The organism is Cronobacter condimenti 1330 (genome assembly GCF_001277255.1).
GTDB lineage: Bacteria > Pseudomonadota > Gammaproteobacteria > Enterobacterales > Enterobacteriaceae > Cronobacter > Cronobacter condimenti.
Genome location: NZ_CP012264.1, coordinates 2647759 through 2669976 on the forward strand (window position 1 = coordinate 2647759; position 22218 = coordinate 2669976).

Annotated in this window: 24 protein-coding genes; 17 read left to right on the forward strand and 7 right to left on the reverse strand. The window is 55.3% G+C overall.

What is annotated here, in order from left to right; translation table 11 throughout:
- The first annotated feature begins 177 nt into the window (after positions 1-177).
- Complete coding sequence (gene yedE, locus AFK62_RS12080; protein WP_053531933.1) at positions 178-1395, forward strand: selenium metabolism membrane protein YedE/FdhT; 1218 nt, start codon at positions 178-180, stop codon at positions 1393-1395.
- The gene (gene yedF, locus AFK62_RS12085; protein ID WP_007670171.1) at positions 1395-1628 is read left to right on the forward strand and encodes a sulfurtransferase-like selenium metabolism protein YedF; all 234 of its coding nucleotides are present in this window, start codon (positions 1395-1397) and stop codon (positions 1626-1628) included. Before yedE ends, yedF begins: the two co-directional genes overlap by 1 nt.
- A 113-nt stretch (positions 1629-1741) precedes the next feature.
- Here yedF and AFK62_RS12090 read toward each other — a convergent pair whose 3' ends face one another.
- Both AFK62_RS12090 and AFK62_RS23005 read right to left on the reverse strand, forming a co-directional pair.
- Positions 1742-2164 carry a putative T6SS immunity periplasmic lipoprotein gene (locus AFK62_RS12090; protein WP_053531934.1) on the reverse strand — a complete coding sequence of 141 codons (423 nt, stop codon included), beginning with the start codon at positions 2162-2164 and terminating at the stop codon, positions 1742-1744.
- Positions 2157-2417 (reverse strand): hypothetical protein, encoded by a 261-nt coding sequence (locus AFK62_RS23005; protein ID WP_321029365.1) that lies wholly within the window; start codon positions 2415-2417, stop codon positions 2157-2159. The genes AFK62_RS12090 and AFK62_RS23005 overlap by 8 nt, the downstream gene beginning before the upstream one ends.
- Positions 2418-2982: 565 nt before the next feature.
- On the opposite strand from AFK62_RS23005, the gene AFK62_RS12100 reads away from it, so the two are divergent.
- Entirely contained in the window at positions 2983-3666 is a 684-nt protein-coding gene (locus AFK62_RS12100; protein WP_053531935.1) for an SOS response-associated peptidase family protein, read from the forward strand.
- Between the two features lie 227 nt (positions 3667-3893).
- On the opposite strand, the gene AFK62_RS12105 is transcribed toward AFK62_RS12100, so the two are convergent.
- Together AFK62_RS12105 and AFK62_RS12110 are read right to left on the reverse strand one after the other, a co-directional pair.
- Positions 3894-4427: a rhodanese family protein gene (locus AFK62_RS12105; RefSeq protein WP_007670184.1), complete on the reverse strand. Its 534-nt coding sequence runs from the start codon at positions 4425-4427 to the stop codon at positions 3894-3896.
- 1 nt (position 4428) lies between these two features.
- Positions 4429-4734: an ArsR/SmtB family transcription factor gene (locus AFK62_RS12110; protein WP_007670187.1), complete on the reverse strand. Its 306-nt coding sequence runs from the start codon at positions 4732-4734 to the stop codon at positions 4429-4431.
- Positions 4735-4951: 217 nt separating this feature from the next.
- Between AFK62_RS12110 and AFK62_RS12115 the strand changes: the two genes are divergently transcribed.
- A complete protein-coding gene (locus AFK62_RS12115; RefSeq protein WP_032984279.1) occupies positions 4952-5866 on the forward strand; it encodes an ATP-grasp fold amidoligase family protein in 915 nt (304 codons plus the stop codon).
- 14 nt (positions 5867-5880) lie between these two features.
- Here AFK62_RS12115 and AFK62_RS12120 read toward each other — a convergent pair whose 3' ends face one another.
- On the reverse strand, positions 5881-6945 hold the full coding sequence (locus AFK62_RS12120) for an ATP-binding protein (protein ID WP_007670194.1): 1065 nt from the start codon (positions 6943-6945) through the stop codon (positions 5881-5883).
- Positions 6942-7646 (reverse strand): response regulator, encoded by a 705-nt coding sequence (locus tag AFK62_RS12125; protein WP_007670201.1) that lies wholly within the window; start codon positions 7644-7646, stop codon positions 6942-6944. The genes AFK62_RS12120 and AFK62_RS12125 overlap by 4 nt, the downstream gene beginning before the upstream one ends.
- 387 nt (positions 7647-8033) lie before the next feature.
- Between AFK62_RS12125 and crrC the strand changes: the two genes are divergently transcribed.
- Together crrC and AFK62_RS12135 are read left to right on the forward strand one after the other, a co-directional pair.
- Positions 8034-8420 (forward strand): colistin resistant protein CrrC, encoded by a 387-nt coding sequence (crrC, locus tag AFK62_RS12130; protein WP_007670223.1) that lies wholly within the window; start codon positions 8034-8036, stop codon positions 8418-8420.
- Positions 8421-8706: 286 nt separating this feature from the next.
- The gene (locus AFK62_RS12135; RefSeq protein ID WP_007670225.1) at positions 8707-11826 is read left to right on the forward strand and encodes a multidrug efflux RND transporter permease subunit; all 3120 of its coding nucleotides are present in this window, start codon (positions 8707-8709) and stop codon (positions 11824-11826) included.
- 174 nt (positions 11827-12000) lie between these two features.
- Here AFK62_RS12135 and fliE read toward each other — a convergent pair whose 3' ends face one another.
- Positions 12001-12312 (reverse strand): flagellar hook-basal body complex protein FliE, encoded by a 312-nt coding sequence (gene fliE, locus AFK62_RS12140; RefSeq protein WP_007670226.1) that lies wholly within the window; start codon positions 12310-12312, stop codon positions 12001-12003.
- A 229-nt stretch (positions 12313-12541) separates the two neighbouring features.
- On the opposite strand from fliE, the gene fliF reads away from it, so the two are divergent.
- The 11 genes from fliF (at position 12542) to fliP (ending at position 22213) form a co-directional block, all read left to right on the forward strand.
- Positions 12542-14245 (forward strand): flagellar basal-body MS-ring/collar protein FliF, encoded by a 1704-nt coding sequence (gene fliF / locus AFK62_RS12145; RefSeq protein ID WP_007670227.1) that lies wholly within the window; start codon positions 12542-12544, stop codon positions 14243-14245.
- The gene (gene fliG / locus AFK62_RS12150; RefSeq protein WP_007670228.1) at positions 14242-15264 is read left to right on the forward strand and encodes a flagellar motor switch protein FliG; all 1023 of its coding nucleotides are present in this window, start codon (positions 14242-14244) and stop codon (positions 15262-15264) included. Before fliF ends, fliG begins: the two co-directional genes overlap by 4 nt.
- Positions 15257-15961 carry a flagellar assembly protein FliH gene (gene fliH, locus AFK62_RS12155; RefSeq protein WP_007670236.1) on the forward strand — a complete coding sequence of 235 codons (705 nt, stop codon included), beginning with the start codon at positions 15257-15259 and terminating at the stop codon, positions 15959-15961. Before fliG ends, fliH begins: the two co-directional genes overlap by 8 nt.
- On the forward strand, positions 15961-17331 hold the full coding sequence (fliI, locus tag AFK62_RS12160; RefSeq protein WP_007670238.1) for a flagellar protein export ATPase FliI: 1371 nt from the start codon (positions 15961-15963) through the stop codon (positions 17329-17331). The genes fliH and fliI overlap by 1 nt, the downstream gene beginning before the upstream one ends.
- A 21-nt stretch (positions 17332-17352) precedes the next feature.
- Positions 17353-17796 carry a flagellar export protein FliJ gene (gene fliJ, locus AFK62_RS12165; protein WP_007670240.1) on the forward strand — a complete coding sequence of 148 codons (444 nt, stop codon included), beginning with the start codon at positions 17353-17355 and terminating at the stop codon, positions 17794-17796.
- Positions 17793-19052, forward strand: coding sequence for a flagellar hook length control protein FliK (fliK, locus tag AFK62_RS12170; protein WP_007670248.1), 1260 nt, complete (start codon positions 17793-17795; stop codon positions 19050-19052). The genes fliJ and fliK overlap by 4 nt, the downstream gene beginning before the upstream one ends.
- 103 nt (positions 19053-19155) lie before the next feature.
- Entirely contained in the window at positions 19156-19629 is a 474-nt protein-coding gene (gene fliL / locus AFK62_RS12175) for a flagellar basal body-associated protein FliL (protein WP_007670251.1), read from the forward strand.
- Between the two features lie 4 nt (positions 19630-19633).
- Positions 19634-20638, forward strand: coding sequence for a flagellar motor switch protein FliM (gene fliM, locus AFK62_RS12180; protein ID WP_007670254.1), 1005 nt, complete (start codon positions 19634-19636; stop codon positions 20636-20638).
- A complete protein-coding gene (gene fliN / locus AFK62_RS12185; RefSeq protein ID WP_007670257.1) occupies positions 20631-21098 on the forward strand; it encodes a flagellar motor switch protein FliN in 468 nt (155 codons plus the stop codon). Before fliM ends, fliN begins: the two co-directional genes overlap by 8 nt.
- Complete coding sequence (fliO, locus tag AFK62_RS12190) at positions 21099-21476, forward strand: flagellar biosynthetic protein FliO (RefSeq protein WP_007670260.1); 378 nt, start codon at positions 21099-21101, stop codon at positions 21474-21476.
- On the forward strand, positions 21476-22213 hold the full coding sequence (gene fliP / locus AFK62_RS12195) for a flagellar type III secretion system pore protein FliP (protein WP_007670263.1): 738 nt from the start codon (positions 21476-21478) through the stop codon (positions 22211-22213). The genes fliO and fliP overlap by 1 nt, the downstream gene beginning before the upstream one ends.
- Positions 22214-22218 lie beyond the last annotated feature (5 nt).

Genomic DNA, 22218 nt, shown 5'->3' on the forward strand with positions numbered 1-22218 from the left:
AGATTGTGGCATTAAAGCGTTAACGCTGCCACTACTTGCGAGACACGACAGGAATTGATCCAGATTCGGTTTTGCCAAATTTTTACTGTGCGAACGCGCCAGGCGGCGTAATATGCGGGCTTCTTTGGCGCCCTCGCGGCGCTTTTTAGTACCGTCTGAGTTCAGAGGCTAAAATTCATGTCATGGCACGATTTTAAACAGCAATACCTCATCCGTTTTTGGGCCCCGCTGCCCGCCGTCATCGCCGCAGGCATCCTCTCCACCTACTATTTTGGTATCACCGGCACCTTCTGGGCTGTGACCGGCGAATTTACCCGTTGGGGCGGACAACTGTTGCAGATTTTCGGTGTTCATGCCGAAAACTGGGGCTACTACAAACTCATCCATCTGGAAGGCACGCCGCTTACCCGCATCGACGGCATGATGATTATCGGCATGTTCGGCGGCTGCTTTGCCGCCGCGTTGTGGGCTAATAATGTCAAACTGCGCCTGCCGCAGCACCGCATCCGCATTATCCAGGCGGTGGCGGGCGGCATTATCGCCGGTTTCGGCGCACGTCTTGCAATGGGCTGTAACCTGGCCGCATTCTTTACCGGTATTCCGCAATTCTCTCTGCACGCCTGGTTTTTTGCGCTGGCGACGGCGATCGGCTCCTGGTTTGGCGCGCGCTTTACGCTGCTGTCGATGTTCCGTATTCCGGTCAAAATGCAAAAAGTGAGCGCTGCCGCACCGCTGACGCAAAAGCCGGATCAGGCGAAACGCCGTTTTCGCATCGGCATGCTGGTGTTCGCGGGCATGATCGGTTGGGCGCTGCTTACCGCAATGAACGCCCCGAAACTTGGCCTGGCGATGCTGTTCGGCGTGGGCTTTGGCCTGCTTATTGAGCGCGCGCAGATCTGCTTTACCTCCGCGTTCCGCGATATGTGGATAACGGGCCGCACCCATATGGCCAAAGCGATTATTTTCGGCATGGCGGTCAGCGCCATCGGCATTTTCAGCTATGTGCAATTAGGCGCCGAGCCGAAAATCATGTGGGCAGGCCCGAACGCCGTGCTGGGCGGTTTGCTGTTCGGCTTCGGTATCGTGCTGGCGGGCGGTTGTGAAACCGGCTGGATGTACCGCGCGGTGGAAGGCCAGGTGCATTACTGGTGGGTCGGGCTTGGTAACGTTATCGGCTCCACGATACTCGCCTATTTCTGGGATGACCTGTCTCCGTCGCTCGCCACGAGCTGGGATAAAATAAACCTGCTGAATACTTTTGGGCCGCTCGGCGGGTTGCTGGTGACCTATCTGCTTCTGTTCGCTGCGCTAATGCTGGTCATTGCGCAGGAGAAACGCTTCTTCCGCCGTCAGAAACCGGCGGTCACCCCTGCTGCTATTAAGGAGGGCGCATAATGAACGCCATTACCCCTGATTACCGTCTGGATATGTCCGGCGAGCCTTGCCCGTACCCGGCGGTCGCGACGCTCGAAGCGCTGCCGCAGCTGAAAAAAGGCGAAGTACTCGAAGTCATTAGCGATTGCCCGCAATCCATCAACAATATCCCGCTCGATGCCCGCAACCACGGCTATACGGTGCTGGATATTCAGCAGGATGGCCCCACCATCCGCTACCTCATCCAGAAATAACCCGCAGCGCCCTCCTGGCCGGGAGGGCGCGCTATTCCTGCGCTGCATAGTAAAAAACCGCCCTGGTGGCGGTTGTATTATGAGCGGCATTTCTGCTGTAAACACACTGCTTTTTACTGGCTTATCTCGCTGTCATTCAGCGTCAGCGGATGAATATTATCATTGGTTAGTTCAAAACCTGCCACGACATGCCGGGACGCACTGTTATTGTTTTTCGCCCCCGGGAGCAGCACATATTCGACAATATAAGGCGTTTGTTTTTTGAACGTGTAAAAAGACGGCGGGAGACACAGTTGCCCGCCTTTTACATGAAGCGCAGGTTGCTTACGATACCACCGCGCCTTAGGCGGCGTATTGCGTGGCGCGATAATGATAATAGATGGGTAATAATCCTGAGCATCCTGCACGCTAAAGCAGACATTCTGAGAAACCCGTTTCACTGTCGTCGTTTCGCTGGGGGTTAATCTGTCCCCCGCGCCCGGGCAACCAGCCAGCATAAATACCGACAGAAGCCATACTTTCGGCGTTTTAAACATAAGGAAATCCTTTAAGGGTGTACGCGTATCGCTCTCTTAACAGGGCCTCGTCGAGATCACCATCATACGAGACAACATCCTGATTTTTATCTCTGTATACCAGCCATTGGGCGTAACCAAACTTCTCAAATAGAAAATTATCGGCAATAATTTGCGCCTGCTGCTCCAGGGGGTATTGCCTCAAGGTCCGTTTATCCAGACCGTACCGGTAACTTACAGCCCAACTGAAAAAGCCACGTAGTTTGACATACATTCCTCGTTCTCGTTGCCATACGTGGCTCATTTCATGGATGAAAAGATGCTGTAAGTTGGCAGCCGACGTTGAGAAATCGTCACGGTACCAGTAGCGGAAATAAAGTTCCCCGTTGGGAGTCAGGGCTGCGTAATCGCCTTGCATCCCCAAAGGAAGGTAACTGTCATGATGGATCCACACTTATGATAGGGAATAGAATTACCGAATACGGATTTAGCTAATTTGATCTCGCCAAGGGTTAATAGCCGAAGACTGCCTTCCTGTTGAGCCTGCTGTGTCATAATTCCGTCCTTTTAATAAACTAAAACTCTCCGTAACACTTTAATTATAAAGCAATTCCTATTATTCGGAATCACAAATTTTGGTAGTATTTCTCTAATGGCTTACTTACCGTTACCGGTAATAAAACACGCGTAGCGCGTGTTTAAACCCGCCACATAACGTCTGGCAGGAGGCCCCACCATCCGCTACCTCATCCAGAAATAACCCGCAGCGCCCTCCTGGCCGGGAGGGCGCGCTATTCCTGCCCTATACTTCGGTCATCCCCTTCAACCGGAGTTCTGCTATGTGCGGTCGATTCGCCCAGACCTTAAGCCGTGAAGATTATCTCGCCGCGCTTGATGACAACACCGAACGCGCGATCGCCTTCGACCCGGAACCGCTGGCGCGCTATAACGTCGCGCCCGGCACCCGCGTGCTGCTGCTAAACCAGCGTGACGACACGCTGCATCTCGATCCTGTTCACTGGGGGTACGCGCCCGCATGGTGGCATAAAACGCCGCTTATTAATGCGCGTGTCGAAACGGCGGCCACCAGCCGGATGTTTAAGCCGCTGTGGCAGCACGGGCGCGCGATTGTCTTTGCGGACGGCTGGTATGAGTGGAAGCGCGACGGTGATAAAAAACAGCCCTATTTCATTCACCGTGCTGATGGCGAGCCGCTGTTTTTCGCCGCTATCGGCAAAGCGCCGTTTGACGCGAGCCCTGAAAACGAAGGTTTTGTGATTGTCACTGCCGCGGCAGATAAAGGGCTGATTGATATTCACGATCGCCGCCCGCTCGCGTTCACCACCGAGGCCGCGCTCGCCTGGCTCAACCCGGATGCCTCCAGCGCACGGCTTGAGGCGCTGGCGCATGACGCCGCCCTGGGGCCTGACGCGTTTGCCTGGCATCCGGTGGATCGCGCAGTGGGTAACATACGAAACCAGAGCCCGGATCTGCTCGCGCCCATTGATAACCCGGTCGTGTGACGCTTTTATTAGATTATCCGGTACGTTACGGGCATGATATTAAGGAAAACCTTAATCAGAGAACGGATACTATGCGTAAAACAACGATAATTTTACTGGTCGTGGCCGCCGTGGTCTGGGGCGCGGACTACCTGGGCTGGCTGTAAACGCGCAGCCAGCAAGGCATTATGCGGCGTTCGTCATGATGCGCACGCCGCTGAAAGCCCGATAATCTCCTCTTCTGACGTTTACTTCCGTGCCTGGTTCCACGGCATGACGGCCAGCAGTTTTGCCATGCCACACCAGCCTGTTATTCCCGCCACTATCAGACCCGTCCCGACAATGCCCGGAATGCAGTAAAACGCGGGCGTGAGAAAGGCACCGGCAAGCGTGCCGCCAAGCGCCAGCGCGCCGGCGGTCATCTGTACCTGACGCATCAGCGGTAATGGCTGACGCCGGTCGGCCTCAACCGGGTACCCCGCCGCTTTCCAGGCATTGAGCCCACCCTGCATAAGAACCGCCTTCGCCGGGTAGACCGCCGCGCTAAGCTGTTCTGCCGCGTTACCGGTTCGCATCCCGCTCTGGCAGTGAAATACCACCGTATCGGCCGCACGTAGCGCGCTGTCGTCTGACATGCCGTGGGCTATGTGCTCAAGCGGCAGCGTTCGGGCCCCGGCGATATGTTCACGACGCCATTCATCCGTACCACGAATATCAATCAGTGGCATCTGACGCGCAATCAGCGCACGGGCTTCTTCTGGCGTGACAGTTACAGCTGGCATCTTATTCCTCCGGACAGTAAATCGCTTTCAGCGTCTGCACGAGAGCAAACACCGCGTTGTTCTTGATGAAGTAGCGCACATTTTTCGCCACACGCTCGCTTTCAATAAGCCCTTCGGTTTTCATCCGGCTCAGATGCTGCGACGTCGCTGACGCGCTAAGCCCACTCAGGCGGGTCAGCGCTCCGGCATCGGTACCGGGTTTATCAATCAGCACGCACAAAATAAGCAGGCGTTGCGGATGGCTCATGGTTTTTAACAGGGACGCGGCGGCGTTCGCCTGCGTCTGGAGATCTTTTAAATCCGTCATGACCCACACTTTAGCATTTTCTAAATTTAGATAATGCTAAAATGATGCTCGCTTTGTCAAGCGCGATGAGGCGTACAGGCGGGTGAAACCGGGCGTGGATGGCGCGCACCAGCGATAACAGTCACCGACATTATTGCCTCCATATTCACTCCACACACCCGGCAATAAGAATCAATCCTTCTCCTGCACTATTTGGTCTATTCCCGCAGGAGAAGCGATCCATAACATGAATTATCATTTAAAACGCGTTGAATTTTTTTTAAGGAAATGTCGAACTGTCTTCACTTCGGATGTGAAATTTCATAGCAACCGGCTCTGGAAAGCCACGGGGTATTTCCCGGACCTCGCCTCACCCACCACATTAAATGAGAAAATTTGTCATCGTCTGGTCTATGACCGAAATGATTTCTATACCCTGCTTGCCGATAAACTCGCCGTTCGCGATTACGTACATGCAAGAACGACACGCGTTAAAACGGCACCGTTAATAGGCATTTACCGCAACGCCGAAGATATAGACATAGCATCACTCCCTGAGCAATTTGTCTTAAAATGCAATCATGACAGCGGCAGTACGATAGTCTGTACTAATAAATCGACGTTCAATCACCACAAGGCACTCAATAAATTAAAATTAGCGCTTAAGAAAAACATGTATTACACCACCAGGGAATGGCAGTATAAAAATATTCCCCCTGTTATCTTGTGCGAACACTATATTGATATCGTTGCAGACAACGATAAGAACACCACACCGGAAATGTTAAGAATCCATTGTTTTCATGGCGAGGTCAGCTTTATTGAAGCGGATTTTACCGATGAAAACGGCAAAGGATTTGTGAATGTCTATGACCAGGACTGGCGCCTTCAGCCATTTCAGATGGAATACCCGAATACGCCGGATGCGATACCTGAGCCCGCCCTTTTTTATCAGGCCATTCTGGCGGCCCAGGCGCTGGCCAACGGCATCGACTATTGCCGCGTCGACCTTATGCTGACGAAGGACGACATCTATTTTAGCGAGATAACGCTCAGTCCCCGGCGCGGGAAACTGACGATAACGCCTGCTGAGTGGGATGCAACGCTCGGTAAACGGTGGCGTTTAGCACCAGTGATGGGCAGGCCCGCCTGAGCCTGCCCAGCCCGTTAAGAAACGGGCCACGTGAGCCTGAATATCGAATGATTCTGTTTCGTTAATTGATATGTCGCATCGCCACCATGTGCCAGCATGATGGCTTTTACGACCGATAACCCCAATCCGCAGCCATCCGGGTTGATGGCCTTCGCGCCGGTATCGCGCTGAAAGGGCTGAAACAGAAAGGGATGAAAGGCTTCAGGAATACCTGGCCCGGTATCCTGAATTAAGATGAAGTTTTGTTTATCCGTAATGCCATTTTTTATAAACAGCGTACGTGACGTCGAATAGTGCAAAGCATTATCGAAAAGTACGGTCAGACACTGGTTAATGCGTAATGCATCACAAACACAACGCTGGGATTTGAGCGCTGTTGTTACAGTAAATTGCTGCCGGTGAAATTCCGGCATAAAGGTGTCCAGCGCTTCGGTTATTGTCTCTTTAAGATCGATGTTGCTTTTGCTTAACGTATACCCCGCACCACCATCAGAACTCACTACCCGAAGATCTTCTATCAGGCGGGTCAGCCCTTCGGTCTGCCTCAGCAGTTTTTTAAAAAGCGCTGGATCCGGCGGGAAAACGCCATCCACCAGCCCCTGCAATCGTCCCTGTAAAATGGTAACCGGCGTGCGCAGTTCATGGGCGATAGCGGCGTTCCACGACTTTCGCTGAATATCCAGCAGCTGGAGCTTTTCCGCCATATCGTTGAAATCATTGACGAGATAGTTTATCTCCCCTAAATGAGAACTGGCGCAAAAAGCGCGGGCATCAAGATCGCCCTGCGAGATCCGCTTGAGGCTATGCGCCACGGCATTTAAAGGGGTCAGTATTCGCGCTGACAATTTCACCGTAAAAAACAGGGAGATGACCAGGCTTATGACCGTGGTCGTGATAATCCATAACCAGTCCCACATCGTCATATCATCTTCATTACCCCCCGTCGTGCCACCAGGAAGGTAATCAAACAAGAAGGTATAAAACAAATACGAACCCAGCACGGAGATAACAATAATAATAAACGTCAGCGATAGCATATAGGTCAATATTTGACGGCTAAGGAGCGGCTCTCTGTTCATTTATGTTCCCCCAGCCGGTAGCCCATTCCTCTGATGCTCTCAGGCACACCGTTCAGGCCCGCGACTTCCAGCTTCTTACGCAGCTTACTCATGTGGCTGTCCACGGTTCTGTCCAGCCTGTCACCATCAGGCAGGCAGGCATTGAGGAGTTCTTCACGGGAACAGACTTTCCGCGGGTTGCGGGCAAGATGCATTAACAGTTTAAATTCCGTTGTGGTTAGTACGGGCGTAACAACACGATCGCCTGCGGTGATTTCAATATAAAAATCATCCGGATACATGGTAAGAAATGGCGTTCTGATAGGCCGGGAGCCGATTTGCCCGGGATCCGATCGGGTTCTTCGTAACACGGCTTCAACCCGCGCGACGACTTCAGAAGGGTTAAAGGGTTTAATAACATAATCATCGGCACCCAGCCGCAGCCCCATCAGCTTGTCTACATCCTGATCAAGCGCGGTGACCATAATGATGGGCACATTGCTCTCCTGGCGCAGCGTCGACAGCACATTCCAGCCATCAAACACCGGCAGGTGAATATCCAGCAAAATAAGCTCCGGCTTATGAAGACGCCCAAACGTAATGGCCTGCTCGCCGTTAGTCGCCCGGAGCGTTTGCATTCCCGCCTTTTGCAGATAACTTATCAGTATATCGGCGATTTCATCATCATCTTCGGCAACAAGGATCAGGGTGTTTTTATGCATGGGGTCTCTACTCATACCGTAAGCTCGCATCTGTGTGTTTTCCGTCACGCCGAAAGCCGTGAGGGATAAACATCATTAACGACTCAGGGTGAATGGCGCGTCAACGTCAAAGAAAAGGTTTTTGACGGGTTCACAAGGTATCTATGGGATATTCTGACCTGCCCGAGCCAGGAAAGTTGCCGTGGCCGCGTTAAAGCGTGATAACGACGCAGACGCGTCATGCATCTCCACACTGGCTCCACATTATGAATATAAACACGCAACAGTGTGGTGTGATAATCCCTGGCGATAACGACGGGAAAACACAGCGCCTTATCGCTTTTGGCGCACGCTGTTTTCACGTAACGACGTCAGTCTGTGACACCCTAATGCATAAAGAAGCCTGCGATGATCTTCAGTCACTCTTTTAATATCAGAAAAATCAGCGCCGCGTGTATATTCCTGCTGGCCTCCTGGGGGTTCCTCCATTTGTGGCTGATTTTGATGCACAGATTAGACGAACGCGTGGCAACGACGCTTATCGCCTCGCCGGTCATCTATTTATGTATTCCTCTTACCGTATTATTTTTTCTGGTGCAGAAACAGGCTGCCGCCGTCAAAGAGTGGTACATTATTATCCTTTGGTTTTTTGCTTTTTTTATTGCGCTGATAGCGATCTTCAGCCTGCTTCTTAATACGCTTCCGGATATCGACGATCTGGTTTTTTATTATGAGTGCTTTTTGATAATCTTTTTTATCGGCTCGCCTTTATATCTTTTCATCCGAATAATTTGACGTACTCGCGCCAGTAATGCCGCGATGACGAATGCCGCCTGAGAGAAAATACGCAAGCATCAGGGTCGCTCCATATTCACTCCACAAACTGTACATACCCATTAAACACATCGGGCGTAGTATTAGACGTTATTTTCTTAAGGCAACCGGAAGGCCTGGCCAAACCCTTTAACGGGCCTTGCTTATCTTACGCACGCCTTCGCCGGGCATGCCTGAGGCGAAACGGTGGTCGAATACGCCCTCTGCTTTTACTGAATGATCTCTTTGCTGACTGGAACGCTTATTAATGCCGCACTTTTTTATTGAACGCCCTGTTTTCGCCTGGGTTGTGGCGCTTTTCATCGCGCTCACCGGCCTGCTCTGTATTCCCCAGTTGCCCGTGGCGCAGTATCCAGCCGTTGCGCCACCGGGGATCATTATTTCCGTCAGTTATCCTGGCGCCAGCCCTGAGGTCATGAACTCGTCGGTGGTTTCACTCCTCGAACGTGAAATTTCGGGCGTGGATAATTTGCTCTATTTTGAATCGTCCAGCGACACCACCGGCATGGCGTCGATCACGGTCACTTTTAAGCCCGGTACCGACATTAAGCTTGCGCAGATGGATCTGCAAAATCAGATAAAAATCGTTGAGTCGCGTTTACCGCAATCGGTACGGCAAAACGGCATTACCGTCGAGGCGGCGAACGCCGGGTTCCTGATGATGGTGGGCCTGAAATCCCCGAACGGCCAGTATGAGGAGGCGGATTTAAGTGACTATTTCGCCAGAAACGTGACCGATGAACTTCGCCGCGTGCCGGGTGTAGGTAAGGTTCAACTCTTCGGCGGTGAGAAAGCGCTGCGTATCTGGCTCGATCCGATGAAATTACACAGTTACGGATTGTCGGTCACAGAGGTCTTAACCGCTGTCAGCCAACAAAACGTGATTGTTTCGCCCGGCCGCACCGGGGATGAACCCGCAGTGCCGGGACAAGGAGTTACTTACCCTATCACCCTGAAAGGGCAGCTTTCATCCGTCGAGGCTTTTCAAAATATCACCCTGAAATCAGCAACCACCGGCGCGCGCTTAACGCTTTCTGACGTTGCCCGGGTGGAATCCGGTCTGCAAAGTTATGCCTTCGGCATACGTGAAAATGGCGTTCCCGCCACTGCCGCCGCTATTCAGTTATCGCCGGGCGCGAATGCTATCAGCACTGCCTCGGGGATCCGTTCGCGGCTCGCTGAACTCTCCGGCGTGCTGCCTGACGGCATGGCCTTTACCGTCCCTTTTGATACCGCCCCGTTTGTGAAACTTTCGGTCATCAAAGTGGTGAAGACGTTTGCAGAGGCGATGGTGCTGGTTTTCCTCGTCATGCTGCTGTTTTTGCATAAAATCCGCTGCACCCTTATCCCGGCCATCGTCGCGCCAGTCGCGCTGTTGGGCACCTTTACCGTTATGTATTTAATGGGGTATTCCATCAATATTTTGACGATGTTCGGCATGGTGTTAGCCATTGGTATCATCGTCGATGACGCTATTGTGGTGGTTGAAAATGTCGAGCGCCTGATGGAAGAAAAAGGGATGTCTGCGCGCGACGCCACGCACGAGGCAATGCGGGAGATAACGCCCGCCATCATTGGTATTACGCTGGTCCTGACTGCCGTCTTTATCCCCATGGGCTTTACTGGCGGCTCGGTCGGCGTGATTTACCGTCAGTTCGGCGTGTCGATGGCGGTATCCATTTTACTGTCCGCCTTCCTTGCGCTGACGCTCACGCCAGCGCTTTGCGCCACGGTACTCAAACCGCATAGCGCGCAACACGTTAGCGCGTTTTCTTCCTGGTTTAATGCACGCTTTGACCGCTTATCCGCGTTTTATGCCTCGGCACTCGGCGTTGTTCTGAAGCGTACCGGGCGCGTAATGGCGCTGTATGCCGCGTTATGTCTTGCGCTCTGTGCCGGCATGTCGTCTCTGCCTTCTTCGTTTTTACCCGATGAGGATCAGGGCTACTTCATGTCATCAATACAGCTTCCCTCCGATGCCACGATGCAGCGCACGCTGAAAGTGGTTCAACACTTTGAAGAGAGCATCGCCGCGCGGCAGGCTGTCGAGAGCAACGTGATGATCCTGGGGTTTGGGTTTTCAGGCTCCGGCCCTAACTCCGCGATGGCCTTCACAACATTGAAAGACTGGGAAAACCGCGAGGGCATAACCGCGCAGGATGAGGCTTTTCATATTCAGTCCAGCATGGAGAGCGTAACGGATGGCGCCGTGATGAGCCTGCTTCCACCGGCCATTTCTGATATGGGCACCTCTTCCGGGTTTACCTACTATCTGCAGGACAGGGGCGCTCAGGGCTATGAGGCCCTCAAAAAGGCCGCGGACAGTCTCGTCGAGCGCGCCGGCCAGCATCCCGGGTTAAAGGATGTTTATATAGATGGCTTGCCAGACGGTACTCGCCTTGTGCTGGATGTCGATCGCGAAAAGGCGGAAGCGATGGGCGTGTCGTTTGAGGAAATCAACCAAACTATCTCGGTCGCGACAGGGTCCAGTTACGTCAACGACTACACCAATCATGGTCGCGTACAGCAGGTTATTGTCCAGGCTGATGCACCCTACCGTATGCAACCGGCGCAATTACTGGCCTTACCGGTCAAAAACCGCCAGGGTGAAATGTTGCCGTTATCGGCGTTTGTGACGTTTTCCTGGAATCAGGCGCCGCAACAGCTCAACCGTTATCAGGGGTATCCTGCTATTCGTATTACCGGCAGCGCCGCCCCGGGCGAGTCCAGCGGCACAGCAATGGCGGCGATGGAACAACTGGCAACGGATTTACCGCCAGGGTTTGCAGGCGAATGGGCAGGCAGTTCGCTGCAGGAGCAGGCGTCTGCCTCACAGCTTCCGGGACTCATTATGCTCTCCATCCTGGTTGTCTTTATGGTGCTCGCCGCCCTTTATGAAAGCTGGTCGATTCCGTTTGCAGTGATGTTGGTAGTACCGCTGGGGCTTCTCGGTGCCGTGGCGGCGGAGGTCATCGCGAATATGACTAATGATGTGTTCTTTAAGGTGGGGCTGATAACGCTGATTGGTCTTTCTGCCAAAAACGCGATCCTGATTATTGAATTCGCAAGGCAGTTACGCCGCGAGGGCGCCAGCCTGAACGAGGCTATCCTGACCGCCTCGCGCCAGCGTTTACGGCCCATCCTCATGACCTCACTGGCGTTCACGCTTGGCGTGGTCCCGCTGATGCTGGCTCGTGGCGCAAGCGACAGTACACAGCATGCCATTGGTACCGGTGTGTTCGGCGGGATGATAAGCGGCACGCTGCTCGCGATTTTCTTTGTGCCCTGCTTCTATGTCGTTATCACGCGTTTTGTGGAACACCGGACAAAAAAACGGGCGGAGAAGCGCGCGATGTCCGCGCATTAAGCCTGCCTTAATGGCCTTTCTTAGAAACCGCCAGTCTAACCTGGCGCGTTTCGCATTGCCCCAGATGTAAAAAAAGCAGGTAGCCACGCACAACCGGAAAGTTTCCGGTCACGCATCGCTACCTGCTCAAAAAAACAGAAACTGATTGATTTATTCTTATCTTTCAGTCTTTTACTACACCTGCATATTCATGATGTCTTGATACGCGGCAACCAGTTTATTACGCACCTGGATGCCCATCTGCAGCGAAATCGAGGATTTCTGCAGGTCTACCATCACATCGTTCATCGCCACGCCCGGCGTACCGATTGCGAATTTTTCTGCCTGAGTGCGGGCGGCGTTCTGCGTATCGCTGATACGTCCAAGCGCGGCCTGTAACTCTCCGGCGAAACTCACGGAGGGCGGGGTCTGCACTGCCTCATTGCGTACCACCTGCATGGTGGCCTGCATCTGCTGGAGTACCCCTTCAATACCCTGAATAGCCATCTTTTACCCCTGGATGATTTTTCAACGGGGTGCAGAGTAACACTTTGTCAATGGGATAAAGCCTCTAAATAACGATAAAAAACCAACCTATTTGACCCATAGAAATTCCTACAAAAGCAAATAATGACATCGCCATCATAGTGGAACTTTAGTCGTGCTTGCCGACCCGGGAGTCCGTTTTGCTTCATAACACGCATTATTCTGTCAACGCTGAGTCAAGAGGGGCGCAATGACTGCCGCAGCTTCAACTCAAACGCCACAAAATAAAACCGTAGAGTGGCTCAACCGCTTACGCGCAAACCCGAAGATCCCCTTAATGGTGGCCGGGGCCGCCGCGGTGGCCATCATTGTGGCTCTGGTACTCTGGGCTAAACAGCCCGATTACCGCGTGCTTTACAGCAATCTGAGCGATCAGGACGGCGGCGCTATCGTCACCCAACTGACTCAGATGAATATTCCTTACAGCTTCTCCGATAACGGCGCAGCCATCATGGTGCCTGCCGAAAAGGTGCATGAGCTGCGTCTGCGTCTGGCCCAGCAGGGGCTGCCGAAAGGCGGCGCCGTGGGCTTTGAGCTGATGGATCAGGAAAAGTTCGGCATCAGCCAGTTCAGCGAGCAGGTTAACTACCAGCGCGCGCTGGAAGGCGAACTGGCGCGCACCATCGAGACCTTAGGTCCGGTGAAAAGCGCGCGTGTTCACCTGGCCATGCCGAAACCGTCTCTGTTTGTTCGCGAACAGAAATCGCCTTCCGCGTCGGTCACGCTGAACCTTGAGCCGGGCCGCGCCATGGACGAAGGTCAGATAGCTGCCGTCGTGCACATGGTGTCCAGCGCCGTTGCAGGCCTGCCGCCAGGCAACGTTACGCTCGTGGATCAGGCCGGTCACCTGCTGACCCAGTCCGGCACCGCCGGTCGCGACCTGAACGACGCGCAGCTGAAATATGCCGCCGATGTTGAAGGCCGTATCCAGCGCCGTATCGAATCTATCCTTGCGCCTATCGTTGGCTCCGGCAACGTGCATGCTCAGGTCACCGCCCAGATCGACTTCTCTAATAAAGAGCAGACCGAAGAGCAGTATCGCCCGAACAGCGACCCGGCGCAGATGGCCGTACGTTCTCGTCAGTTGAACACTAACGACCAGGTGGGCGGCGCTAATCCGGGCGGCGTACCGGGTGCACTGTCTAACCAGCCGGCACCGGCAAACAGCGCGCCTATCGATGCGCCTGCCGGGCAGAACAACGCCCAGAATGCCAATGGTCAGAATGCGAACGGACAGCGTACCCAGAGCACCAGCACTGCCGGTGCAAGCTCCGGTCCGCACAGCAGCCAGCGTGATGAAACCACGAACTACGAAGTAGACCGTACGATTCGTCACACCAAAATGAACGTGGGCGACGTACAGCGTCTCTCCGTCGCGGTCGTCGTGAACTACCGTCAGCTGGGGAACGGCAAGCCGCTCGCGCTGACTGCCGATCAGCTGAAACAGATTGAAAACCTGACCCGCGAAGCGATGGGCTACTCCGACAAGCGCGGCGATACCCTGAACGTGGTCAACTCGCAATTCACCGCGAGCGATGAAGCCGGTGGCGAACTGCCGTTCTGGCAGCAGCAAGCCTTCATCGATCAGCTTCTGGCCGCAGGCCGCTGGCTGGTGGTGCTGATTGTCGCCTGGCTGCTGTGGCGTAAAGCGGTTCGTCCGCAGCTCCGGCGCCGCGCGGAAGAAGTTAAGCGCGTACAGGAAATCCAGCAGCAGAATAAAGAAGTGGAAGAGTCCGTGGAAGTTCGCCTGAGCAAAGACGAACAGACGCAGCAGCGCCGCGCTAACCAGCGCCTGAGCGCAGAAGTAATGAGCCAGCGTATCCGCGAAATGTCAGACAACGATCCGCGCGTGGTCGCGCTGGTCATCCGCCAGTGGATGAGTAACGAGCTATGAGTAACGCTAATTCCAACGCTAATACGACCGGTCTGTCTGGCACCGATAAAAGCGCCATTCTGCTGATGACCATCGGGGAAGATCGCGCGGCGGAGGTGTTCAAACACCTCTCGCCTCGCGAGGTCCAACACCTCAGCGCCGCGATGGCAAGCGTGCGTCAGATTTCGAACAAACAGCTTACTGACGTGCTGGCGGAGTTTGAACAGGAAGCAGAACAGTTTGCCGCGCTCAGCATCAACACCAACGATTACCTGCGTTCGGTGCTGGTCAAAGCGCTGGGCGAAGAACGCGCCTCCAGCCTGCTCGAAGATATTCTCGACTCCAAAGAGACCACTTCGGGTATGGAAACGCTCAACTTTATGGAGCCGCAGAGCGCCGCCGACCTTATTCGCGACGAGCACCCGCAGATTATCGCCACCATCCTGGTTCACCTCAAACGTGCACAGGCGGCGGATATCCTGGCGCTGTTCGACGAGCGTCTGCGTCACGACGTGATGCTGCGTATCGCCACCTTCGGCGGCGTCCAGCCGGCAGCGCTGGCGGAACTGACCGAAGTACTGAACAACCTGCTCGACGGCCAGAACCTCAAGCGCAGCAAAATGGGCGGCGTGAGAACGGCGGCAGAAATTATCAACCTGATGAAAACCCAGCAGGAAGAAGCCGTTATTACCGCAGTACGCGAGTTCGACGGCGATTTGGCGCAGAAAATCATCGACGAAATGTTCCTGTTCGAAAACCTGGTGGAAGTCGACGACCGCTCCATCCAGCGCCTGCTGCAGGAAGTGGAGTCCGAATCTCTGCTTATCGCTCTCAAAGGCGCCGAGCAGCCACTGCGCGAGAAATTCCTGCGCAACATGTCGCAGCGTGCGGCAGATATCCTGCGCGACGACCTGGCCAACCGCGGTCCGGTGCGTCTGTCTCAGGTGGAAAACGAACAGAAAGCTATCCTGCTCGTGGTCCGTCGTCTGGCGGAAACCGGCGAGATGGTAATTGGCAGCGGCGAGGATACCTATGTCTAGTAAGCTTCCCTGGCAGCGCTGGATGCCCGATGACCTTGCCCCTCCTGTGATGCCGGAATTTAAGGCATTCGATGAGACGGTCAGCGGCGAAGACGAAGAAGTCGACGAAGATCAATTACGCCTGCAGCAACAGCAGCAGGCGCTGGTGATGATGCAAACCCAGGCGCATGAGCAAGGCTATAACGCCGGGCTCGCCGAAGGACGTCAGCAGGGCTTCGAACAGGGCCGCCAGGAAGGCTATGCGAAAGGTCTCGAACAGGGGCTCGCGGAAGCGCGCGCCCAGCAAGGGCCGATTCACGCCCGTATGCAGCAGCTGGTGAGTGAGTTCCAGTACACGCTGGACGCGCTTGACAGCGTGATCGCCTCCCGCCTCATGCAGATGGCGCTGGAAGCGGCACGTCAGGTCATCGGCCATGTTCAGGTCGATAACAATCACCTGATCAAGCAGATCCAGACGCTGCTGCAACAGGAGCCGCTGTTTAGCGGTAAACCGCAGCTGCGCGTCCACCCGGATGATTTACAGCGCGTCGAAGAGATGCTGGGCGCAACATTAAGCCTGCACGGCTGGCGCCTGCGTGGCGACCCGACGCTGCATCCGGGCGGTTGCAAAGTTTCCGCCGATGAAGGCGATCTTGACGCCAGCGTGGCGACGCGCTGGCAGGAACTGTGCCGCCTTGCCGCACCAGGAGTGGTGTAATGACCGCCCGTCTCACCCGCTGGCTTAATACGCTCGATAACTTCGAGACCAAAATGGCGCAACTGCCGTCGGTGCGCCGCTATGGCCGCCTGACCCGCGCCACTGGTCTGGTGCTGGAGGCGACTGGTCTGCAACTGCCGCTCGGCGCGACCTGCATTATTGAGCGTCAGGAAGGCACACAGCTTCAGGAAGTCGAAAGCGAAGTGGTTGGCTTTAACGGCCAGAAACTTTTCCTGATGCCGCTTGAAGAAGTAGAAGGCATTCTGCCGGGCGCGCGCGTCTATGCCCGCGCGGCGCACGGCGAAGGGTTACAGAGCAGCAAACAACTGCCGCTCGGCCCGCAACTGCTTGGCCGTGTTCTTGACGGCGCAGGCAAACCGCTCGACGGCCTGCCCTCCCCTGACACCGAAACGACCGGCGCGCTGATGACGCCGCCGTTTAACCCGCTGCAACGTACCCCAATCGAAGATGTACTGGACGTAGGCGTGCGCCCGATTAACGCCCTGCTGACGGTAGGTCGTGGTCAGCGTATGGGCCTCTTTGCCGGCTCCGGCGTCGGTAAATCAGTCCTGCTTGGCATGATGGCGCGCTACACCCAGGCGGATGTCATCGTGGTGGGACTTATCGGTGAGCGTGGTCGTGAAGTAAAAGACTTTATCGAGAACATTTTGGGTGCCGAAGGGCGCGCCCGCTCGGTGGTTATCGCCGCCCCTGCGGATGTTTCTCCTTTATTACGTATGCAGGGTGCCGCTTACGCGACCCGCATCGCTGAAGATTTTCGCGACCGTGGTCAGCACGTGCTGCTTATCATGGATTCACTGACCCGTTATGCGATGGCGCAGCGTGAAATCGCGCTCGCTATCGGCGAGCCGCCTGCGACTAAAGGCTATCCGCCTTCCGTGTTCGCCAAACTGCCTGCGCTGGTTGAACGCGCCGGTAACGGCATCACCGGCGGTGGCTCGATTACCGCATTTTATACCGTACTGACCGAAGGCGATGATCAGCAAGACCCGATCGCCGACTCCGCCCGCGCCATTCTCGACGGCCACATTGTGCTGTCGCGCCGCCTCGCGGAAGCCGGTCACTATCCGGCTATTGATATTGAAGCGTCCATCAGCCGCGTAATGACCTCCATCATTAGCGAGCAACACTATGCGCGCGTGCGGACCTTCAAACAGCTGCTTTCAAGCTTCCAGCGCAACCGTGATTTGGTGAGCGTTGGCGCTTATGCCAAAGGCAGCGATCCCATGTTGGATCGCGCCATTACGCTGTGGCCGCAACTGGAAGCGTTTCTGCAGCAGGGTATTTACGAACGTTCCGGTGTAGAGGATGCGTTGCAGGCACTGGAACTTATCTTCCCGTCAGTTTGATGAGGTATGAGGGAGGTAGCCATGAAACAGAATGGCGCGCTGAACACGCTTAAAGATATGGCTGAGAAAGAAGTCGACGATGCCGCGTTGCGGCTTGGCGAAATGCGTCGTGGTTGTCAACAGGCGCAAGAACAGCTGTCGATGCTGATGAACTATCAGCAGGAATATCGCAATAACCTGAATGACACCATGACGCAGGGGATTGCCAGTAACCGATGGGTGAACTATCAGCAGTTTATCCAGACGCTGGAGAAAGCGATTGATCAACATCGCCTTCAGCTTACGCAGTGGAATACTAAAGTCGATCAGGCGCTCTCGTTCTGGAAAGAGAAAAAGCAGCGTCTTCAGGCCTGGGAGACACTCCAGGACCGGCAGGCCAGCGCGGCGCTGCTGGCGGAAAACCGGCTTGATCAAAAAAGAATGGATGAATTTGCCCAGCGGGCATCAATGAGGAAAGGCGAATGATTACGTTGCCCAATGTTGTGCTGACCAATGACGTCGACCCGACGGCCGGCGGCACAGGTCTCAAAGGCGTTGACGCGAAAGGCGGCGACGCGGCGCAGGATTTCCTGGCGCTCTTAGGTCAGCATTTCCAGGGCGAGCTGACGCTTGCGGATGGTAAAACGCTGACGCTTGCGCAGTTACAGGGCGCAGGCAAAGAGGCACTGACCGGCAAAGCGCTTCAGGACGCAACGGCGACACAGCCGGGCGGCCCGGGCGATCTGGCGCGTCTGCTTGATCAACTGACGAACGGCGACATTACGTCTGTTGATCTGACGCTTGCCACCGGCAAGGTCGCGACGCAAACCGACGTTAAAGCAGGACAGTCGCTGAAAACTGCGGGTCTTGACGATGACAAAAAACTGAGCGACGAAGATATGGCGGCCTTTAGCGCCCTCTTCGCGATGCTGCCAAATGCTCAACAGCCGAACGCGACGCCTGTCACGACGGCGCAGACGCAGGGCATTGCGGCGCTGGGTGCTAACGGTGTTAATCCGGCGAACAGCCTGCTGCAGGGAACGGGCTTTGCCAAAAGTGATGCCAAAACCAGCGCCAAAGCTGATGACGCCGCCACGCCTCTGACCGCGGCGGCAGGTAACGCCCCGGTCACCGCACAGGCGCCAGCGGATGTCGTCGCCCCCACCGCGGCGCTTGATAAAACCGCCGCAGATGTCAGCAGCACACAATTAGCGCATAACCTGAACCTGCACGCCCAGACGATGACGCCATCAGCGCTGAGTCAGCAGAACAGCGCGCCGGTCATGACGATGCCGACGCCGCAAGTCACGGCGCCGTTTGGCTCCCCTGACTGGCAGAACTCGGTGAGCCAGCACATTACGCTGTTCACCCGCAATGGTCAGCAGAGCGCCGAGCTGCGTCTGCACCCGGAAGAACTGGGCGCGGTGCAGATTAGCCTCAAGATTGATGACAATATGGCGCAAGTGCAGATGGTGTCTCCACACAGCCATGTTCGTGCGGCGCTGGAAGCGGCACTGCCGACGCTGCGCGCACAGCTTGCTGAAAGCGGCATTCAGCTGGGCCAGAGCAGCATCAGCAGCGAAAACTTTAACGGTCAGCAGCAGCAAAACAACCCGCAGCAGTCTGCTTCTTCCCGTTCTGGCAGCGGTTTTGGTTCTGGTGGCGAAGAGGATGCGATTGTCGCTCCAGCAAGCCTTCAGGCAGCCGCTCGCGGCAATGGCGCGGTCGATATCTTTGCCTAACGCCAGAGGTAACGTGATTATTCCCGTTTTTTCCAGGCTTTGACTGCGCGCAGAGACGGGATAATCACTCTATCGCAGTACTGATACAGGAAACCCGAGTCTGATGACTGACAGCGCAATCACCAAAGGTAAAGGCCGTAAACGTTCCATCTGGATCCCGTTACTGGTCCTTATAACTCTCGCGGCCTGTGCGACGGCTGGTTACAGCTACTGGCGTATGCAGCAGCACGGCCCGTCCGAGGCTAAAGCAGCGCCAGAACCGCCGCCGGCGCCGGTATTTTTCGCCCTCGACACCTTCACCGTGAATCTGGGTGATGCCGACCGCGTGCTGTATGTCGGCATTACGCTGCGCCTGAAGGACGACGCAACCCGTCAGCGTCTGAGCGACTATCTGCCGGAAGTGCGCAGCCGTCTGCTGCTGCTCTTCTCTCGTCAGGACGCCTCTCAACTGGCGACAGATGAAGGCAAACAGAAGCTGGTGGAAGCGATTAAACAAACGCTTTCCGCGCCGCTGGTGGCAGGACAACCGAAGCAGGTAGTGACTGACGTCCTCTACACTGCCTTTATTCTGCGGTAAAGCCATGGGCGACAGCATTCTTTCTCAAGCCGAAATCGATGCGCTGTTAAACGGCGACAGCGAGCAGGGCGCGGAACAGCAAGCGTCGGCGGGCGATGGCGACATTCGCCCCTACGATCCCAATACCCAGCGTCGCGTGGTGCGCGAGCGCCTCCAGGCGCTGGAAATTATCAACGAACGCTTTGCGCGTCAGTTCCGTATGGGGTTGTTCAACCTGCTGCGCCGCAGCCCGGACATTACCGTGGGGGCCATTCGTATTCAGCCGTACCACGAGTTTGCCCGTAACCTGCCGGTGCCGACCAACCTTAACCTGATTCATTTAAAGCCGTTGCGCGGCACCGGGCTGTTTGTGTTCTCACCAAGCCTTGTGTTTATCGCAGTGGACAACTTGTTCGGCGGTGATGGCCGCTTTCCCACGAAAGTGGAAGGCCGTGAATTCACCCACACTGAACAGCGCGTCATTAACCGTATGCTCAAGCTGGCGCTTGAGGCCTACAGCGACGCGTGGAAAGCGATTAACCCGCTGGACGTGGAATATGTGCGTTCAGAGATGCAGGTGAAATTCACCAACATCACCACCTCGCCGAACGATATCGTGGTTAACACCCCGTTTCACGTCGAGATTGGTAACCTGACCGGCGAGTTTAATATTTGCCTGCCGTTCAGCATGATTGAGCCGCTGCGCGAAATGCTCGTCAACCCGCCGCTGGAAAACTCCCGTCAGGAAGACCAGCACTGGCGCGACAACCTGGTACGCCAGGTACAGCACTCGGAGCTGGAGTTGATTGCCAACTTCGCTGAGATCCCGCTGCGACTGTCGAAGATTCTGAAGCTGAAGCCAGGCGACGTGCTGCCCATCGAGAAGCCGGATCGCATTCTGGTGCACGTGGATGGCGTGCCGGTTCTCACCAGCCAGTACGGCACCGTGAGCGGACAATATGCCTTGCGCGTTGAACATTTGATCAACCCAATTTTGAATTCGCTGAATGAGGAACAGCCCAATGAGTGACATTAACAAACCGTCCGATGAAAACGCAGGTGAAATGGACGATCTGTGGGCTGATGCACTGAAAGAACAAAAAAGCACCGGTGACGACGCTGACGATCTGTGGGCCGATGCACTGAGTGAGCAGAAAACCGCAGGTAAAAGTCCTTCCGCAGACAGCGTGTTCCGTTCGCTGGAAGGCGGCGACATGATCGGCGCATTGCAGGACATCAACCTGATTATGGATATCCCGGTGAAACTCACCGTGGAGCTGGGCCGCACCCGCATGACCATTAAAGAATTGCTGCGTCTGACGCAGGGTTCCGTGGTCGCGCTGGATGGTCTCGCCGGCGAGCCGCTGGATATCCTGATTAACGGTTACCTGATTGCACAGGGTGAGGTTGTGGTCGTGGCCGATAAATACGGCGTGCGTATCACCGACATCATCACCCCGTCAGAACGTATGCGTCGCCTGAGTCGTTAAATGAAAAATCAGACCACAGTACAACAGCCGGCAATGCCTGACGCCGGCTCATCCTTAATCCAGGTAAGCGGCGCGCTGACGCTGATTATCATTTTTATTCTGCTGTTTGCCTGGATGGCAAAGCGTTTTGGCTTCGCGCCAAAATCCGCCGGGATGCGTGGTCTGAAGCTCAACAGCAGCCTGAGCCTTGGGGCTCGTGAGAAGATTGTGATCGTCGAAGTGGAAGATGCCCGCCTGGTGCTGGGCGTTACCGCCACGTCGATTACCCCGCTGCACACCCTGCCGCCGGCGCCGCAAACGCCAGAGTCGGAAGCCGTGCCCGGCGGTGAGTTCCAGAACCTGATGAAGAATCTGCTTAAGCGTAGCGGGAGAAAGTAATGCGTCGTTGGTTGAGTCTTTCTTTCCTCGCGCTCGGCCTGATGGCCGCGCCGGCGATGGCACAACTGCCGGGTCTCGTCAGCCAGCCGGTTTCCGGCGGCGGTCAGAGCTGGTCGCTGCCGGTACAGACGCTGGTATTTATCACCTCGCTGACGTTCCTGCCCGCCATTCTGTTAATGATGACAAGCTTCACGCGCATCATTATCGTGTTCGGCCTGCTTCGTAACGCGCTGGGTACGCCGTCTGCGCCGCCAAACCAGGTGCTGCTGGGCCTCGCGCTGTTCCTGACCTTTTTTATTATGTCGCCGGTTATCGATAAGATTTATTCCGACGCCTATCAGCCCTTCAGCGAAAACAAAATTTCAATGGAAGTGGCGCTCGATCGCGGCTCGCAACCGCTGCGCGAATTTATGCTGCGCCAGACCCGTGAAGCGGATCTCGCACTGTTTGCGAAACTTGCCAATACGCAGCCGATTCAGGGACCGGAAGCCGTACCCATGCGCATTCTGCTGCCGGCTTATGTTACGAGCGAGCTGAAAACGGCGTTCCAGATTGGCTTTACCGTGTTTATCCCCTTCCTGATAATCGATCTGGTTGTGGCGAGCGTGCTGATGGCGCTCGGTATGATGATGGTACCGCCTGCGTCTATCGCCCTGCCCTTCAAGCTGATGCTGTTTGTGCTGGTAGATGGCTGGCAGTTGCTTGTCGGTTCCCTTGCCCAAAGCTTTTACAGTTAACGAGG

Bases quoted from the DNA above. Each gene is read 5' to 3' on its own strand.
- AFK62_RS23005 (WP_321029365.1), bottom strand. From the start codon at position 2,417: ATGTATGTCAAACTACGTGGCTTTTTCAGTTGGGCTGTAAGTTACCGG.
- AFK62_RS12105 (WP_007670184.1), bottom strand. From the start codon at position 4,427: ATGCCAGCTGTAACTGTCACGCCAGAAGAAGCCCGTGCGCTGATTGCG.
- fliH (WP_007670236.1), top strand. From the start codon at position 15,257: ATGTCTAGTAAGCTTCCCTGGCAGCGCTGGATGCCCGATGACCTTGCC.
- AFK62_RS12090 (WP_053531934.1), bottom strand. From the start codon at position 2,164: ATGTTTAAAACGCCGAAAGTATGGCTTCTGTCGGTATTTATGCTGGCT.
- AFK62_RS12120 (WP_007670194.1), bottom strand. From the start codon at position 6,945: ATGAACAGAGAGCCGCTCCTTAGCCGTCAAATATTGACCTATATGCTA.
- AFK62_RS12110 (WP_007670187.1), bottom strand. From the start codon at position 4,734: ATGACGGATTTAAAAGATCTCCAGACGCAGGCGAACGCCGCCGCGTCC.
- AFK62_RS12100 (WP_053531935.1), top strand. From the start codon at position 2,983: ATGTGCGGTCGATTCGCCCAGACCTTAAGCCGTGAAGATTATCTCGCC.
- AFK62_RS12125 (WP_007670201.1), bottom strand. From the start codon at position 7,646: ATGCATAAAAACACCCTGATCCTTGTTGCCGAAGATGATGATGAAATC.
- fliL (WP_007670251.1), top strand. From the start codon at position 19,156: ATGACTGACAGCGCAATCACCAAAGGTAAAGGCCGTAAACGTTCCATC.
- fliM (WP_007670254.1), top strand. From the start codon at position 19,634: ATGGGCGACAGCATTCTTTCTCAAGCCGAAATCGATGCGCTGTTAAAC.
- fliE (WP_007670226.1), bottom strand. From the start codon at position 12,312: ATGGCTATTCAGGGTATTGAAGGGGTACTCCAGCAGATGCAGGCCACC.
- crrC (WP_007670223.1), top strand. From the start codon at position 8,034: ATGATCTTCAGTCACTCTTTTAATATCAGAAAAATCAGCGCCGCGTGT.
- AFK62_RS12135 (WP_007670225.1), top strand. From the start codon at position 8,707: ATGCCGCACTTTTTTATTGAACGCCCTGTTTTCGCCTGGGTTGTGGCG.
- fliO (WP_007670260.1), top strand. From the start codon at position 21,099: ATGAAAAATCAGACCACAGTACAACAGCCGGCAATGCCTGACGCCGGC.
- yedF (WP_007670171.1), top strand. From the start codon at position 1,395: ATGAACGCCATTACCCCTGATTACCGTCTGGATATGTCCGGCGAGCCT.
- fliF (WP_007670227.1), top strand. From the start codon at position 12,542: ATGACTGCCGCAGCTTCAACTCAAACGCCACAAAATAAAACCGTAGAG.
- fliP (WP_007670263.1), top strand. From the start codon at position 21,476: ATGCGTCGTTGGTTGAGTCTTTCTTTCCTCGCGCTCGGCCTGATGGCC.
- yedE (WP_053531933.1), top strand. From the start codon at position 178: ATGTCATGGCACGATTTTAAACAGCAATACCTCATCCGTTTTTGGGCC.
- fliJ (WP_007670240.1), top strand. From the start codon at position 17,353: ATGAAACAGAATGGCGCGCTGAACACGCTTAAAGATATGGCTGAGAAA.
- fliI (WP_007670238.1), top strand. From the start codon at position 15,961: ATGACCGCCCGTCTCACCCGCTGGCTTAATACGCTCGATAACTTCGAG.
- fliK (WP_007670248.1), top strand. From the start codon at position 17,793: ATGATTACGTTGCCCAATGTTGTGCTGACCAATGACGTCGACCCGACG.
- fliN (WP_007670257.1), top strand. From the start codon at position 20,631: ATGAGTGACATTAACAAACCGTCCGATGAAAACGCAGGTGAAATGGAC.
- fliG (WP_007670228.1), top strand. From the start codon at position 14,242: ATGAGTAACGCTAATTCCAACGCTAATACGACCGGTCTGTCTGGCACC.